The 14,759-nt window shown below is 62.8% G+C and carries 12 protein-coding genes and 1 pseudogene; 8 read left to right on the top strand and 5 right to left on the bottom strand.

All coding sequences use genetic code 11. The annotated features are described in order from the left end of the window. Positions 1-4 precede the first annotated feature (4 nt). From LG661_RS13255 to LG661_RS13230, 6 genes are all read left to right on the top strand, one after another. Positions 5-802, top strand: coding sequence for a shikimate dehydrogenase family protein (locus LG661_RS13255; RefSeq protein ID WP_230532379.1), 798 nt, complete (start codon positions 5-7; stop codon positions 800-802). Then, positions 799-1,566 (top strand): SDR family NAD(P)-dependent oxidoreductase, encoded by a 768-nt coding sequence (locus LG661_RS13250; RefSeq protein WP_230532378.1) that lies wholly within the window; start codon positions 799-801, stop codon positions 1,564-1,566. Before LG661_RS13255 ends, LG661_RS13250 begins: the two co-directional genes overlap by 4 nt. A 10-nt stretch (positions 1,567-1,576) precedes the next feature. Further along, complete coding sequence (locus LG661_RS13245) at positions 1,577-3,784, top strand: alpha-ketoacid dehydrogenase subunit alpha/beta (RefSeq protein ID WP_230532377.1); 2,208 nt, start codon at positions 1,577-1,579, stop codon at positions 3,782-3,784. Beyond that, positions 3,781-5,169: an FAD-binding oxidoreductase gene (locus tag LG661_RS13240; protein ID WP_230532376.1), complete on the top strand. Its 1,389-nt coding sequence runs from the start codon at positions 3,781-3,783 to the stop codon at positions 5,167-5,169. The genes LG661_RS13245 and LG661_RS13240 overlap by 4 nt, the downstream gene beginning before the upstream one ends. Positions 5,170-5,217: 48 nt before the next feature. Further along, the gene (locus LG661_RS13235; RefSeq protein ID WP_230532375.1) at positions 5,218-6,822 is read left to right on the top strand and encodes a GMC family oxidoreductase; all 1,605 of its coding nucleotides are present in this window, start codon (positions 5,218-5,220) and stop codon (positions 6,820-6,822) included. Positions 6,823-6,909: 87 nt separating this feature from the next. Next, on the top strand, positions 6,910-8,067 hold the full coding sequence (locus LG661_RS13230) for an iron-containing alcohol dehydrogenase (protein WP_230532374.1): 1,158 nt from the start codon (positions 6,910-6,912) through the stop codon (positions 8,065-8,067). A gap of 294 nt (positions 8,068-8,361) precedes the next feature. On the opposite strand, the gene LG661_RS13225 is transcribed toward LG661_RS13230, so the two are convergent. From LG661_RS13225 to LG661_RS13215, 3 genes are all read right to left on the bottom strand, one after another. Continuing rightward, positions 8,362-8,517 carry an IS3 family transposase gene (locus LG661_RS13225; RefSeq protein WP_230532373.1) on the bottom strand — a complete coding sequence of 52 codons (156 nt, stop codon included), beginning with the start codon at positions 8,515-8,517 and terminating at the stop codon, positions 8,362-8,364. A 4-nt stretch (positions 8,518-8,521) separates the two neighbouring features. Beyond that, positions 8,522-8,803, bottom strand: a complete 282-nt coding sequence (locus LG661_RS25405) for a hypothetical protein (protein WP_407666709.1) — start codon at positions 8,801-8,803, stop codon at positions 8,522-8,524. Between the two features lie 96 nt (positions 8,804-8,899). Beyond that, positions 8,900-9,112 (bottom strand): hypothetical protein, encoded by a 213-nt coding sequence (locus LG661_RS13215; protein WP_230532372.1) that lies wholly within the window; start codon positions 9,110-9,112, stop codon positions 8,900-8,902. Positions 9,113-9,402: 290 nt separating this feature from the next. On the opposite strand from LG661_RS13215, the gene LG661_RS13210 reads away from it, so the two are divergent. Then, positions 9,403-10,335: a succinylglutamate desuccinylase/aspartoacylase family protein gene (locus LG661_RS13210; RefSeq protein WP_230532371.1), complete on the top strand. Its 933-nt coding sequence runs from the start codon at positions 9,403-9,405 to the stop codon at positions 10,333-10,335. Positions 10,336-10,381: 46 nt separating this feature from the next. On the opposite strand, the gene LG661_RS13205 is transcribed toward LG661_RS13210, so the two are convergent. Together LG661_RS13205 and LG661_RS13200 are read right to left on the bottom strand one after the other, a co-directional pair. Beyond that, a complete protein-coding gene (locus LG661_RS13205; RefSeq protein ID WP_230532370.1) occupies positions 10,382-11,809 on the bottom strand; it encodes a hypothetical protein in 1,428 nt (475 codons plus the stop codon). A gap of 148 nt (positions 11,810-11,957) precedes the next feature. After that, on the bottom strand, positions 11,958-12,932 hold the full coding sequence (locus LG661_RS13200) for a tyrosine recombinase (RefSeq protein WP_230532369.1): 975 nt from the start codon (positions 12,930-12,932) through the stop codon (positions 11,958-11,960). 165 nt (positions 12,933-13,097) lie between these two features. Here LG661_RS13200 and LG661_RS25670 point away from each other — a divergent pair. After that, positions 13,098-14,618, top strand: a pseudogene (locus LG661_RS25670) (ISNCY family transposase). Positions 14,619-14,759: the final 141 nt, after the last annotated feature.

The following is a 14,759-nucleotide window of genomic DNA, read 5'->3' as shown; positions in this document are numbered from 1 at the left end:
TGAGATGACGGAAGTCACAGGGCGCACAAAGGTCTGGGCCATTCTGGCCGACCCGATCCACCACGTGAAGACGCCTCAGGCCCTCAACGCGCACATGCGCGAGCGTGGCGTCGACGGCGTTCTCATTCCCGCTCACGTTGGTGCTGACGACCTTGCCGGCCTCGTGTCCGGTCTCAAGGCCATGCGCAATCTGGGAGGCTTCATCGTCACGGTCCCCCACAAGACCGCCATGGTGGACCTCTGCGACGAGGTGAGCGAGCCGGCGAGGGCGATCGGCGCCGTCAACACCGTGCGCCGGAACGCGGATGGCCGTCTCGTGGGCGAGATGCTCGACGGGGCGGGCTTCGTCGCGGGCCTGCGTCAGGGTGGCATCGAGCCGAATGGAAAGAGCGTCTATCTCGCGGGCGCGGGTGGAGCCGCCAACGCCATTGCCTTCGCCTTGGCGGAGGCGGGCGTGTCCAGCCTGATCATCGCTAACCGCACCCGCAGCAAGGGAGAGGACCTGAAGCAGCGCCTCGAACAGCGCTATCCTTCGGTTCCGGTCGAGATCGGAACACCCGATCCCTCCGGGCATGACATCGTCGTGAACGCCACCTCCTTAGGCCTTCGCGAGGGCGATCCTCTTCCCCTGGATGCATCCCGCCTCTCGCCCAACCAGGTCGTGGCCGAGATCATCATGCAGCCGGAGACCACAGCGCTGCTGGCAGCCGCCAAGGAGCGGGGATGCCGGACCCACCCGGGGCGGCCCATGCTCTCGTGCCAGCTCGACCTGATGGCCGATTTCATGGGGATGCATCCGTGACAGCCCACCGCCCCCCGGCCAGTCTCGAAGGACGCTGCGCGCTGGTGACCGGCGGCGCCTCCGGGATCGGCCTGGAGATGACGCGCACATTCGCCGACCGACGGGCACGTGTTCTGGTGCTCGATCAGGACCCTAGGGCGGAGGAGACAGTTCAGGGGCTTGAGAACGTCGCAATCTGCACGGGCAGCGTGAGCCAGCCAGCCGACGTGAGGGCCGCCTTCGATATGGCGGAGGAGCGCTTCGGTCCTGTCGATATTGTCCTCGCGAATGCGGGCATTTCCCAGAACTGTCCGACGCTCGACCTCGATCTCGATAGCTGGCGGCGCGTGATGAGCGTGAATCTCGACGGCGTCTTCCTGACGGCTCAGGAGGCAGGCCGCCGTATGATCCCGCGCGGGCAGGGGCGGATCGTTCTCATGTCCTCCATCTACGGCATCGTTGCCGCGCCCGAGCGCCTAGGATATGTCGTCTCGAAGAGCGGCGTGTCCGCCATGGCGAAGGCGCTGGCAGTGGAATGGGCGCGCCATGGAGTCCGCGTGAACGCGATTGCGCCGGGTTATGTCCGCACACCTTTCGTAGAGGATCTCCAGAGGCGCGGGCGGCTCGATATCGGAGCGCTGGAAAAGCGCACTCCGATGGGACGCCTCATCGAAGCAAGCGAAGTGGCTGAGGTCGCCGCCTTCCTGGCCTCCGATGCATCCGGACCCATGACGGGACAGATCATCGGCGTGGATGGCGGCTGGACCGCATACGGATACGTGTAGGAGGACGGCCATGCCGGAACGCACGAGCCTTGTCACCGCAGCGCCCTGGATCGAGCTGCGGACCACTGAGGATGACTGGAACGCCGCCGATCCGGCGCTGCTCGGCGATATGCTGACCCAGCTCAACCTCATCCGTGCGTTCGAGGAAACAGTGCTCGACCTCGCAGGCGAAGGGCTGGTGCACGGTCCGGCCCATTCCTCCATCGGCCAGGAGGGCGGCGCCGTCGGGTCCGTCGTCGGACTTCGCTCGACCGACCAGATCAACGGTTCGCATCGCGGGCATCACCAGTTCCTTGCGAAGGCCCTATCGTACATTGCGCCGAGGCTCGATCCGAAAGCAGATTTTTCCGCGCCCGTGGAGCAGGTGCTGTATCGTTCGCTTGCCGAAATTCTCGGGCTCGAGCCGGGCTTCGGCCACGGGCGCGGCGGCTCCATGCACCTGCGTTGGGCCAAGGCCGGAGCGCTCGGCACCAATGCCATCGTGGGAGGCGGCGTACCGCTCGCGGCGGGAGCCGCCATGGCCCATAAGATGGCCGGAACGGGCGATGTGGCGGTCACCTATTTCGGGGATGGAGCCATCAATATCGGCTCGGCACTGGAGACAATGAACCTTGCGGCGGCCTGGTCGCTGCCCATGGTGTTCTTCGTCGAGAACAATCTTTATGCAGTCGCGACCAAGATCGACGAGGTCACGCGCGAGGCGCGCCTGTCGGCGCGCGGATGCGGCTTCGGCATCCCGTCATGGCGGGTCGATGGCATGGACCCGCTGGCAGTCCATCTCGCGACCCAGGAGGCCGTTGCGCTGTGCAGGGAGGGCAGGGGCCCCGCGCTGGTTGAGGCCGAGGTCTATCGCTTCTTTCATCAAAACGGGCCGCTACCCGGCTCCGCCTTCGGGTACCGCAGCAAGGAGGAGGAGGCCGCCTGGCGCGCCCGCGATCCGCTGACGCGCACGGCCGCCGAGATGGTCAGGCGGGGTCTTCTGAGCGAAGCCGACGTTCAGGACCTGCGCGACAGGTGCAAGACAATCATGACTGAACTGGCCGGACGTCTCGTGGAGCCGCACGGCAACTCGCGGCGCATCCGCCCCGATCTCTGGCCCGACACCGCTTTCGTCGATGTGGGCATCCGGGGCGACCTTCCGGATTGGCGCGGCGCCAGGATCATCGAGGCCGACGCACATCGTGGAACTGTCCGCGAGCGGAAATTCGTGGATGCCATTGCCGATGTCCTGCACCGGCGTTTCGAGACCGATACGTCCCTCGTCGTCATGGGCGAGGATATCCATCGCCTGAAAGGCGGTACCAACGGCGCAACCCGGGGGCTTGCCGATGCCTTTCCTGGACGCATTCTCGGGACGCCGATCAGCGAGGCGGCCTTCACGGGGCTTGCAGGGGGCCTCGCGATGGACGGCCGCTTCCGGCCCATCATCGAGTTCATGTATCCCGACTTCATGTGGGTGGCGGCGGATCAGGTGTTCAACCAGATCGGAAAGGCCCGCCATATGTTCGGGGGCGATGCGGACATGCCGCTCGTGCTACGGACGAAGATCGCCATGGGCACGGGCTACGGCTCGCAGCATTCCCTCGATCCCGCCGGCATCTTCGCGACCTCGCCAGGCTGGCGGATCGTGGCGCCTTCGACGCCGCACGACTACGTCGGCCTTATGAACGCTGCCCTGCGCTGCCGGGATCCCATTCTGGTGATCGAGCATGTCGATCTGTACCAGACGATGGGCAACATTCCCGCGGAGGACCTCGACTACGTCATTCCGCTCGGCAAGGCCCGGATCGTCCGCCCCGGGAACGAGCTGACGGTCGTCACCTATTCATCCATGGTGGCGCGCAGCATCGAGGCCGCCGAGCGTCTCGGGGTCAATGCGGAGGTGATCGACCTTCGGACCCTCGACCGTGCATCCTTGGACTGGGAAACCATTGGAGCCAGCATCCAGAAGACCAACAACGTGATCGTCGTCGAGCAGGGCTCGCTCGGCACGTCCTACGGAACGATGCTCGCCGACGAGATCCAGCGCCGGTACATGGATTGGCTCGATCAGCCGGTGCAGCGGGTTCATGGGCGCGAAGCCTCTCCGACGATCTCGAAGGTGTTGGAGCGCGCGGCTTTCGCCGGAACACGGGAAGTCGCGCAGGGACTCGCCTCAGCCATGGCTGCGAAAGGCGCGCCGCTGGAGGGAATTCTGCTCGATGAGGCATTCAGATGAACAGACAGGCCGCGCTTCTAGAACGCCTGGCGGACATTGTAGGCCCTAGCGGCATCATCACTGACAGACCGGAGCTGGAGTCCTATTCCGTGGATTGGCGCAGGCTTTTTCCCGGCAGGCCGTCCTGCGTCGTGCGTCCGTCATCGAGCATGCAGGTCGCACAGGTCGTGCAGGCTTGCCGGGAGGCAGGCGTTCCCCTCGTGCCGCAGGGCGGGAATACGGGGCTGGCCGGCGGCGCCGTTCCAGACGCCTCCGGCACGCAGATCGTCCTCTCGCTTAACCGTATGACGGCCATCCGCGAGGTCGATCCTGTCGGCCTCGCCATCGAGGCAGAAGCCGGGTGCATCCTGAAGGTCGCGCAGGATGCGGCGCAGGCGGCAGGCCGCCTCCTGCCAGTCAGCCTCGCAGCGGAGGGATCGGCCACCATCGGTGGTGTGGTCGCGGCCAATGCGGGCGGCGTGAACGTGCTGCGCTACGGCATGACCCGCAGTCTCGTGCTCGGCCTCGAAGTGGTGCTGCCGGACGGCAGCATCGCTAATGGCCTACGCAGGCTCCGCAAGGATAACGCGGGCTATGACTGGAAGCAGCTCTTCATCGGCAGTGAAGGCACCCTCGGCATCGTGACGGCGGCCGTCCTGCGTCTCGTGCCCCGTCCCAAGCGTGCCGTAACGGCCTTGCTATCGGTCGCCGATCCCGATGCCGCGCTCCGGCTTCTGGAACTCGCTCAGGATGAACTGGGCGATCAGATCTCGGCTTTCGAGCTGATCTCCCGCATGTCCCTTGACCTTGTCGAGAAACACGCAGGCCTCAAGCCGCCGATCGCCGAGGGCGAATGGTTCGTCCTGATCGAGGCTGCATCCAGCCTTGCCGGCCTGCGTGAGGCCGCCGAGGCGATGCTCGGCGCTGCTTTCGAGCGTGGGATTGCGCTCGACGGTGTCATTGCCGAGTCGGGGGCTCAGGCCGCCCAACTCTGGGCCCTGCGCGAGCACGTGACGGAATCCGAAGCCCGGGGGGGCAAGAGCGTTAAGCACGACGTTTCCGTTCCATTGCCCGCCATCCCGCACTTCGTGGCCGATGCCTGGAAGGCGGTTGCAGCGGGAGTGCCAGGAGCACGTGCGAATGTCTTCGGTCACCTGGGCGACGGGAATCTTCACTACAACGTGCTTGTCGAGGACAGCCACGACACAGGCACCGTCAATCGCATCGTGCACGATATCGTTGCGGCCTACGGCGGCAGCATTTCCGCCGAGCACGGCATTGGTCAGTACCGCGTCGGCGAACTCGCCCGGTATCGCCCCTCGACTGAGATGGAGCTGGCACGCAAGATCAAGAAGGCTCTCGATCCGGAAGGATTGCTCAACCCCGGCAAGGTGCTCTCACCCTGACAGTCGGGCTCAAGCATAGCGAGTCCGAGGCTCTGAAAGAATGTCGTTATGGAAACTTTCGATTATGTGATTGTTGGCGGGGGTACGGCGGGCTGCGTTCTGGCGAACCGCTTGACCGCCTCGTCCGAGCACAAGGTTCTCGTTCTGGAGGCGGGCGGGCCGGACGACGGATTCTGGATTCCCATTCCGGCGGGTTTCAGCAAACTGCTAACGAATGCCAAATATAACTGGCGCTTCCAGACGGAGCCGGAAGAGAACGTCTATAATCGCACTATCGTCGTGCCGCGCGGCAAGGGACTCGGCGGCTCGACGCTGATCAACGGCATGATCTACGTGCGCGGGCAGCCACAGGATTACGACACCTGGGCGCAACTCGGAGCGACCGGCTGGAGCTTCGAGGACGTCCTGCCGTACTTCAAGAAGCTCGAGAGCTTTGAGGATGGCGAAAGCACACTGCGGGGAGGAAGTGGACCGCTCAATGTCGTGCGGGTTTCCGAGCGGCCGGCGATCTCCGAAGCTTTCATCGCGGCGGCCCAGCAGGCAGGCTTTCCCGCCAATCCCGACTACAACGGTGCCGATCAGGAAGGTTTCGGCTATTATCAGGTCAACCAGCGGAACGGTCGGCGCTGGAGCGCGGCGGATGCTTACCTGCGTCCTGCCATGTCGCGGAAGAACCTCAAGGTACAGACCCACGCCCACGTCACACGCATCGATTTAAAGGGCCGCCGCGCCGTGGGTGTGACATACAAGGTCGGGGATGAGGTAAGAAAGGTGAGGGCGCAGGCCGAAGTGATCCTGGCGGCAGGATCCATTCAGACCCCGCATCTGCTCGAACTATCAGGCGTCGGAGAACCCGACACGCTTTCCTCATTCGGCATTCCGGTTGCCCATGCGCTTCCCGGAGTGGGAAACAACTATATCGATCATTTCGCAACACGCATGAATTGGCGCGTGAAACTGCCGGTCACGCTCAACGACATGACGCGCGGATGGCGCCTTGGAGCCGCAGTCGCCCAGTACTTTCTCACCCGCAAGGGCATTCTCACGTTCGGCACCGGCCTTGCGCATGGTTTTGTCAAGACGAGACCCGAGCTCGAAACGCCGGATGTGCAGTACTTCTTCATGCACGCGAGCTATGCGAATGCCGGCGAACGCAAGCTTGATCGCGAGCCAGGCATGACCATCGGCGTGACGCAACTGCGCCCGGAATCGAGAGGGACAATCCATATCAAGTCGCCCGATCCGATGGTGCCGCCTGCAATCCGCCCGAACTTCCTGTCGGTGCGGACCGATCAGGAGGCCCTGATAGAAGGGATGCGAATTGCGCGTCGCGTGATCGACCAGAGGGCCATGGATTGTTACCGGGGCTATGAGATGAATCCGGGTGCTGACGTCAACAGTGATGACGAATGGCTTCATTTCGCACGGCAGAACGGCCAGACCATCTATCACGCCATCGGCACCTGCAGCATGGGTAAGGGGCCGCGGGCCGTCGTAGACGAGCGCCTGAAGGTTCATGGCCTCGAGGGGCTTCGCGTCGTCGACGCCTCCATCATGCCGGCCATGGTCTCCGCCAATACGGCGGCCGCCGTATTGATGATCGCAGAAAAGGGGGCCGATCTCATCAAGGCCGATGCACGTGAGAGGGCTTGATGGACCGCGACGGTGGATGCCTCGGCAGACGCCGCATGGCGAACGGCTCAGGTGCCAAGGGATAATTGAGGGGCAGGGAGGACGGACATGACAAACTTCACTTTTCAGAGCACGCCGCGTGCAATCTGCGAGACGGGTGGACTGAAGCGCCTCGGGAAACTGACGGCTGGCCTTGGTGTCAAACGGGCCATCGTCGTATGCGACCCAGGCATCGCCGACTGCGGCTTCGCGGAGCGCGCCGCCGCCACGCTCAAAGAGGCCGGTATCGCTGCAACGGTGTTTGACCAGGTGCAGGCGGATCCGCCTGTGGGCGTGGTACGAACGGCCGTTGACGCTGCGCGGGCCTTCGGTGCCGATGGCGTGATAGGACTTGGCGGCGGCAGCTCACTCGACACAGCGAAGCTCGTAGCCCTCCTGGCCCGCTCCGAGCAGGTCATCGAGGATCTGTACGGAACAGACCTCGCACGGGGCGACCGTCTGCCTCTGATCCAGGTGCCGACTACGGCGGGCACCGGCTCTGAGGTGACCTGGGTTTCGGTAGTCACCAGCGAAGCCAACGAGAAGAAGGCGATCTTCTCACCGCAGCTCCTGCCAGACGTGGCGCTTCTCGATGCCGAGCTCACGCTGGGCATGCCGCCGCGCGTCACCGCAGCGACAGCGCTCGACGCCATGGTTCATGCCGTCGAGGCCTATACCAGCCGCACGCGCAAGAACATCGTTTCCGATGCCCTCGCCGTGAAGGGACTGGAACTGCTCGGCGCCAATATCCGTCGCGTCGTGGCCGACGGATCCGATATCGAGGCGCGCTCCGCCATGCTGCAGGGTTCGATGTTAGCGGGCATGGCCTTCATCAACGCAACGGTCGCCGCCGTACATGCCCTGTCCTATCCGCTCGGCGCCCGCTTCCATATCCCGCATGGGCACAGCAACGCCCTCGTCATGGGGCCGGTGTTCCGCTTCAACATTCCGGTCGCGGAGAAGGCCTATGCGGAGCTTGCTCCGCATCTGCTTCCTCACCACTCCTTCGCAAGCGATGCCGAGGCCGCTGAAGCTTTCGTCTCCGAGCTGGAGGAGTTGGTTGCCTCTGTTGGGCTGGAAACTCGGCTGAGCCAGCTCGGCGTGACCGAGGCGGATATTCCCGAGATGGCAAGGGAGGTGACTGTCGGCATCCAGAGATTGCTGGCCAACAACCCGCGCGACATGAGCTATGACGACGTCGTCAGCCTTTACCGCTCTGTCCTTTAGTTGACCGCGCGAATTTTCAGAGATCACATTGTTGATTTTCACCCGGAACTGACCCGGGTAGGCGCGTAACGTCCACTGAGAATTGACCCATGTGAACCTTCCCCAACGCAGAGCGCGGCGGGGAGTACCGGAGCGATCCACATGAGACTTTTGAACCTCACCCGACGCATGGCGTTGCGGGAGAAGCTATCAATCCGGGAGATCTCAATGACGGACCGGCCTGCCTCGCAACATCATTAAGAAGTATCGATTGTGTGCGTAAAGTGGAGTGCGCCCACTCGGAGTGGGCAGTGATCATGCCGCGGGATTGACCGTCTGCCGGGTGTGTTGATCCTCAAACTGCTTCGGGCTCAGATAGCCGAGGGCCGAGTGGAGCCTGCGGCTGTTGTAGACCTCCTCGATAAAGCGCGGAAGGTCCTCGGCGGTATCCTTGAAGATCTCGTAGGCCATCGGTTTAGACCGCCTCCACCTTGAGCGTCTTCATGAAGCTCTCCGCCTTGGCATTGTCGTACGGATTGCCGAGCCGGCCCATTGAGCCGACCAGACCGGCGGCATCCAGAGCCTCGCGATAGATCTCGGCCGCATAGGTGCTGTAGAAGCCGGCAAGATGCTGGCACAGCTCGGAGCAGTCGACGAAGCAATGGATGCGCCGCAGCAGGTGATCGGACGGAACATAGTCCTCAAGCCGGAATGCGTAGAACAGGCTCTCCTGCATCACGAGACGCTCGCCCATCATGGCCCGCCCCTCCTGCTGAGAAGCCTCATCAGGGAATCACGATCCGCCGCCAATCACGAGGACTTTTTCAACGAAATCACTAGGAAACGACGATAGTTAGTCGTGAGATGCTGACCTGCTCTGGGTGGGAGTTGCCGCCCCTTTCTCTCTCAGGGCAGCTTGCAACTGCTGCATCTCCGCCTCATACGCCTCGACATAGCTTAGATGCCAGTCTCGTTCCGGAGATCCTTCTGCGAGCCGGCGCCGTGCAAGAATTCTGCCCTCCAGTTCCTTGATCCTGAGATGGGCAAAGGACAGGTCGCTGGTCATCGGGGTTGGTCCTCCAGCCCTCCGGCAGCCCTCCGGATGGTTCGGCCACGAGTTTCGCCCGCATTTGGGGCAATCAAGAGGCGCGGGCGCTATCCTGGCGAGGATCGGGAACACAGACTGTTCCGAAGCCTGCCCGGCAGCAACAGAGTAGCCTCCGGCCGCTCCGGTTTGGCCTTCGGGATATTGTGCTTGAGAGCCGAGCTTGACCATGGCAGCTTGCGGGACCTCGCTCTGAGTCCTCTCGCGGTCTGCCGAAGACGGCCTCTCTCCCTCCTGATCGAATCATTATGATGAACAAACTTCCGCCCCTTCGTACTGGAAAGCCCCGCGTTGAACAGGGTTACCTTCAGCCGCTCGGTGGACTCGGGATCCCGTTTAGCCTCATTGAGGGTGCAGCGCCCGGTCCCTGCCTGCTCGTCACGGCTGGCGTCCATGGCTCCGAGTACTGCTCGATCGAGACTGCTGTCCGCCTGCTCAAGAGAAAACCGGAGGAGATCAAGGGAACTCTTGTGGTCCTCCCCATTCTCAACGTGCAGGGCTTTCGCCAACGTAGCATCTATATCATGCCGGAGGACGGCAAGAACCTGAACCGCATGTTCCCGGGCGATCCTGACGGCTCCACAAGCGAGCGCCTGGCGCATTGGCTGGTGACGGAGGTCTATCCGCAAGTCGATGCCTATCTCGATCTCCACGGCGGTGACTTGGACGAGTCGCTTGCGCCGTTCACACTGTTCCCGAGTGGCTGTGAGAGGTCGAGGGCGCTAGCGACCGCCTTCGGGCTTCCGGTCGTGGTTGCTGCGGGCGGGGAGGGCTATACCATCAATGCCGCGTACCGGGTGGGGGTGCCAAGCATCCTGCCGGAGGTCAGCGGCAACGGGCTCTGGGGCGAGGATACGGTCGAGGAGATGACGGCCGGGGTCGAGCGCGTCATGCATCACCTCGGCATGATCGCAGGACCTGTGAAGCAGGCTCCTGAGGATGGGCTGCAGGTTGTTACGATGTGGGTGCCGTCGGCTCCGTGCGATGGTCTCTGGTACGCTGCGAAGGAAGTTTCCGAGCCGGTGGCCGTGGGCGAGGTACTGGGCGAAATCCGGGATGTATTCGGAAGCGTCTTCGCAACCGTCCGCTCCGAGAAGGAGGGCTTCATTCTGTATCGGCTCACCAGTCTGGCCGTGAACAAGGGTGAGGCGCTGCTGGGCGTTGGCACCCCGCTAGCGGGTTGAGATCGGCCCGAGGCAAAAGATCTGGCCGCGGATCCCGCGCCCCAGGCTACCGCCTCAGCTTTTCGACCCCGAGTTCACGCCAAAGCCAAGTGAAATCGTAAGCCGCGACCGGATCGCCAGGCCGAGTGCGGCTCCTCGACTGGTTCTCCAGATACTTTAGCCATTCCACCACCTTGCGGCGGCCCGCGGCGGTTTTGACCGCTGCCTTCGGAGTGAGATCGCCCAGGGCAGGGATCGGCTCGTCGAGCATCTTCTGGTAGTGATCGGTCAAGGCGGTCTGGACGATCTCCGTCTGTAGTTCGGCCGGAAGATCACTCGGTTCGGCGCGAGGATCATCTCCGTCTCGCTCTGCCATTGCTTGCTCGAGCGATTTAATCTCCATCAGTGGCGTGCCCACCAGTGCGCCGGCCGCCGCCGCAATCATCGCCTGCCCACGCTCGGCCCGCTCGCGCGAGTTCGTCTCAAGGAACAGAGCCTTGTCCGTCAGCTCGAGCGTGCCCAGAACCATGGCGCCACTATCTAGTACCACCTGCAGGGTCTGGCCCTGCTTCTTGGGCTTTGTCCTCTTTCCTGAGCTGTTGGCCTGTGCCGGCTCCGTCGGCGCGAGCCAGTTCCAGAAGCCTTCGTTTTCCTGCTGGAGATCCGGGAGCGCACTCAGGCGCTCCCGGAGTTGGCCCACGGCCGCCTTCGACCGGAGTGGAAAGCGCACACGGCAGAAGACGACCTCGTTACCGTCACTGTTGAGGATCGTCGGCAGAGAGGGGTTCAAGGCAGACGCCAGGACGTCCTCGAGCCAGATGGTGGTGAAGATCGGTGCCGCTGTTGCCAGAAACAGGAGATCGGCGATCTGGCTGTCCTCGCGGGAAGTCCGGGGCAGCTGGGCCTCCTTCGTCAGCTTGCGGAATTCGCGCCGGCTCCTCTTCATCTCGGCCGTGAGCTCCTCCATCAGCAGGTTGGCGCCGCTGGGGCTGAAGGGCAGGAGACCGCCCGCGAGAACGTTCTTGCTCGAGACCTCGACAATGCGGGCCCCGATCTTGTCCCAGATCTGCAGGCTCTTGGTAGCCGAGTGCTCTTGAACCAGGATCGGCTCGCCTCCGCGCAGGAGATCCCGCGCCAGAAGGGACTGTCCGGGCACGATCTCGCTGACCTCGTACAGGCTCATACAGGAGTCGCGCAGCGCCTCCATGTAGCGCCGGTTGCCGGCGCTTTCCTTCCAGCCGCGGCGCTTGAGATAATCGTCGACGATGTTGCGCCCGTCCGGTCCCACGGCCTGGGTCAGGAAGTCCTCGAAGGCACAGCCCCAGAGGGTCATCACCCAGTGGTCGCCCAGGACATCTGCAATGTCCTCGAAGTCCATGCCGAAATCCTCACAGGCCGGGCCGATGTGGAGATCCAGGACCTCCTCGAAGGGCTCGCGCCATTCCTCGTGCGAGAGCCACTTCATCAGGCCGGTCAAGGAATGATTGCCGAGCATAATCGGTCCACTTTGCAGGGCCACAGGAGAAGCGCTGGCGCGCAGGGCGGCATGATGTCGATTTCCCGGAAGAGGGCAGGAGCGCTAACCGTAAGTCTACTCCTTCGCACTTCCCAATCAAGGCTGCAGGCGTAACCGGAGGTGCAGTTCAGGCTCGAATAGTGGAGTCCATGGGCTTGTCCGTCAGGTCCTCGTTGAGTGGATGGAGGTCCCGGACCATGGCGTGCAGGCGAGAGGTATCGAGATGGGTGTAGATCTGGGTTGTCTCGATGCCTGCATGTCCCAGCAGTTCCTGCAGCACGCGCAGATCGGTCCCTCCAGAGTGCAGGTGGGTGGCAAAGGCATGCCGCAGCACGTGCGGGGACACCCGCTCGGGGCTGGCAAGGCCCGCCGCGACAGCAGCCTCCTTGATCTCCAGCAGGGCCGCTTGGCGGGTGAGGGGCTTGGATCCATTCCTTACCGAATGAAACAGCCACGGGGACGGAACACGGCCCGAATACTCCCGGGCCAGACTTTGCCACAGAGTAAGGGCCTCAATGGCGCGATCATGGAGCGGCACGAGCCGTTGCTTGTCGCCCTTGCCGCGCACCAGCAGCATGCGGGTTCCTGGTGGGGCGGAACCGGAGGGCAGCGATAGGGCTTCGCTGATCCGCATGCCCGAGGCATAGAGGGTCTCGAACAGGGCTGCCCGACGAGCATAGCCGGCCTGGCGGTAAAGGCCTACCGAGGGATCGGCAGCAAGGGTATGGGCAGTCTCCAGGAGCGCTTCGGTCTCGCTCATCGACAGGACAAAGGGCAGTTTCCTGGACCGGCGCATAGCCGGCATAGTGGATGTTGGATCTCGAGATCCGAGCTCCTCAGTGATCAGGAAGCGGTGGAGGTTCCGCACGACCGTGATGCGCCGGGCGATCGTCGACCCGGCGTATCCACGCGTATCGAGGTCGGCAATGTAGGCCCGGACCTGCTCAAGCCCGACCTCGTCCAATTTGAGGCTGTTCTCATCGAGCCAGGCGAGATAGCAGTTCAGATCGTCGGTGTAGGTAGCGATGGTACCGGCAGCGGCTCCGAGTTCAGTGGCTAGCGCATCGAGCCAGAGCTGTCCAAGCCGTCGGTTGGCGCGCATGAAGTCCTCCTGGTCGGGAAGACCTTAGCACGGCATTGGTTACCAACTTCTTGTCAAAATCCTCCTTATGCGAATCTTATCTGTAGCCCAATATAGAGATGACACCCCTTTGCAAAGTTCAAATGGCACTCTCCTGCTTTCCGGGGTTGCAGGAGGATGTGGCCGATGGCGGTGGTGTCGATGAGCGACAAGGAGTTTTCCAGGCTCAATGTCTTGATGGATTTAGACGCCCGCCGGATGACCGTTCGGGACGCCTGCGTCCTGCTTCAGCTCAAGCGCCGGCAGGTCTTCCGGCTCCTGAAGGCCTACCGCGCCTAGGGACCGGCCGCTCTCGTGTCAAAGAAGCGGCGCGGCAAGCCCGGCAACAATCGGCTCCCGGTGTCGGTCCGCGCACTGGTCATGACGATCATCCAGGAACGCTATCCGGATTTCGGCCCGACGCTAGCCACTGAGAAGCTGCGGGAGAACCACGGTTGTCCAGTGTCCCGAGAGACCGTCCGCAAATGGATGATGGAGGAAGGTCTGTGGTTGGATCGCCGTCGGCGCCTTCCTTCTGTTCACCAGCCGCGCAACCGCCAGGAGCGCATGGGCGAACTGATCCAGATCGACGGCTCCAAGCACTGGTGGTTCGAGAACCGTGGCCCGCAATGCACGCTTCTGGCTTATATCGATGATGCCACCAGTCGGCTCATGCATGCCGCCTTCGTACCCTCGGAGTCCACCTTCGACTATCTGCGCGAGACCCACCGATACGTCTCAGCCCATGGTCGTCCGATTGCCTTCTATTCCGATAAGCATGCCATCTTCCGGGTCAGCAACCGGCACCTGCATCCGGCTCTGCGAGCGATGGCGATGAGCCTGGTGCAGGAGCACTATGCCGACTTTGGCCCGACGCTGGCCGCCGAGAAGCTGGCCGAGCGTCATTATCTGCGCGTCGGTCGGGAGACCCTGCGCAAGTGGATGATGGAAGACGGTTTGTGGCTGGATCGCCGCCGGCGTCTTCCTTCTGCTCATCCGCCGCGCTACCGGCGCGACTGCATCGGTGAGCTCGTCCAGATCGACGGCTCCGAGCACTGGTGGCTCGAGGATCGCGGCCCCCGATGCACGCTGATCGTCTTCATCGACGACGCGACCAGCCGGTTAGTCGCGCTGCGCTTCGTCCCATCCGAGGGCGCTTTGGCGTATTTTGAGACGCTGAAGAGCTATATGATCAGCCATAGGCGGCCCCTCGCCTTCTATTCCGACAAACACTCAATCTTTCGCCTGTCGAAGGCGCAGGCTCAGGGCGGTCAAGGCATGACCCAGTTCGGCCGGGATCTTAGTGAACTGGGGATCGGGATCCTGTGCGCGAACTCGAGCCAGGCCAAGGGCCGGTTGGAGCGGGCCAACCAGACGCTGCAGGATCGTCTGATCAAGGAAATGCGACTGGAGGGGATTTCAACCATTGAGGCAGCCAACGCCTTTGTGCCGAGGTTTATGGAGGATCACAACGCGCGTCTTGCCTGCGCGCCCTTTGATCCGAGGGACCCTGATCGGCCGCTGTCGCCCCATGACAATCTCGATGATACCTTTGCCTGGAAGGAGGAGCGCACAGTCACTCACAACCGATGGGACGAAAGTGCGTATATCTGCAAAGACCCATCGAACGGCTCAAAACCGGTACTTAAGGAAAGCCATCTTCTTTGAAGGTGAACTCCCCGAGGAGATCTCAAATGCAGGTCTCCGACTGCAAATTATTGGAGCAGGTCAATCTCCAGGTTATGTTCTTTTTGTGCCTAGTGTAACTAGGCTCAGGACTCGTTAACTGAGGTAGAAGGCCACTGAAGC

Origin of the sequence: Microvirga roseola (genome assembly GCF_020866965.1) — a bacterium.
In the GTDB taxonomy this organism is placed as follows: Bacteria; Pseudomonadota; Alphaproteobacteria; order Rhizobiales; family Beijerinckiaceae; genus Microvirga; species Microvirga roseola.
The sequence above is the reverse complement of the archived record's forward strand: the minus strand, read 5'-3'. Positions and strand labels throughout refer to the sequence as shown.

What these genes read in the sequence shown, in the direction of transcription:
- LG661_RS13245 (WP_230532377.1), top strand. Translation starts at nt 1,577, where the DNA reads ATGCCGGAACGCACGAGCCTTGTCACCGCAGCGCCCTGGATCGAGCTG.
- LG661_RS13240 (WP_230532376.1), top strand. Translation starts at nt 3,781, where the DNA reads ATGAACAGACAGGCCGCGCTTCTAGAACGCCTGGCGGACATTGTAGGC.
- LG661_RS13200 (WP_230532369.1), bottom strand. Translation starts at nt 12,932, where the DNA reads ATGCGCGCCAACCGACGGCTTGGACAGCTCTGGCTCGATGCGCTAGCC.
- LG661_RS13235 (WP_230532375.1), top strand. Translation starts at nt 5,218, where the DNA reads ATGGAAACTTTCGATTATGTGATTGTTGGCGGGGGTACGGCGGGCTGC.
- LG661_RS13210 (WP_230532371.1), top strand. Translation starts at nt 9,403, where the DNA reads ATGAACAAACTTCCGCCCCTTCGTACTGGAAAGCCCCGCGTTGAACAG.
- LG661_RS13230 (WP_230532374.1), top strand. Translation starts at nt 6,910, where the DNA reads ATGACAAACTTCACTTTTCAGAGCACGCCGCGTGCAATCTGCGAGACG.
- LG661_RS13255 (WP_230532379.1), top strand. Translation starts at nt 5, where the DNA reads ATGACGGAAGTCACAGGGCGCACAAAGGTCTGGGCCATTCTGGCCGAC.
- LG661_RS25405 (WP_407666709.1), bottom strand. Translation starts at nt 8,803, where the DNA reads ATGATGGGCGAGCGTCTCGTGATGCAGGAGAGCCTGTTCTACGCATTC.
- LG661_RS13225 (WP_230532373.1), bottom strand. Translation starts at nt 8,517, where the DNA reads ATGGCCTACGAGATCTTCAAGGATACCGCCGAGGACCTTCCGCGCTTT.
- LG661_RS13205 (WP_230532370.1), bottom strand. Translation starts at nt 11,809, where the DNA reads ATGCTCGGCAATCATTCCTTGACCGGCCTGATGAAGTGGCTCTCGCAC.
- LG661_RS13215 (WP_230532372.1), bottom strand. Translation starts at nt 9,112, where the DNA reads ATGACCAGCGACCTGTCCTTTGCCCATCTCAGGATCAAGGAACTGGAG.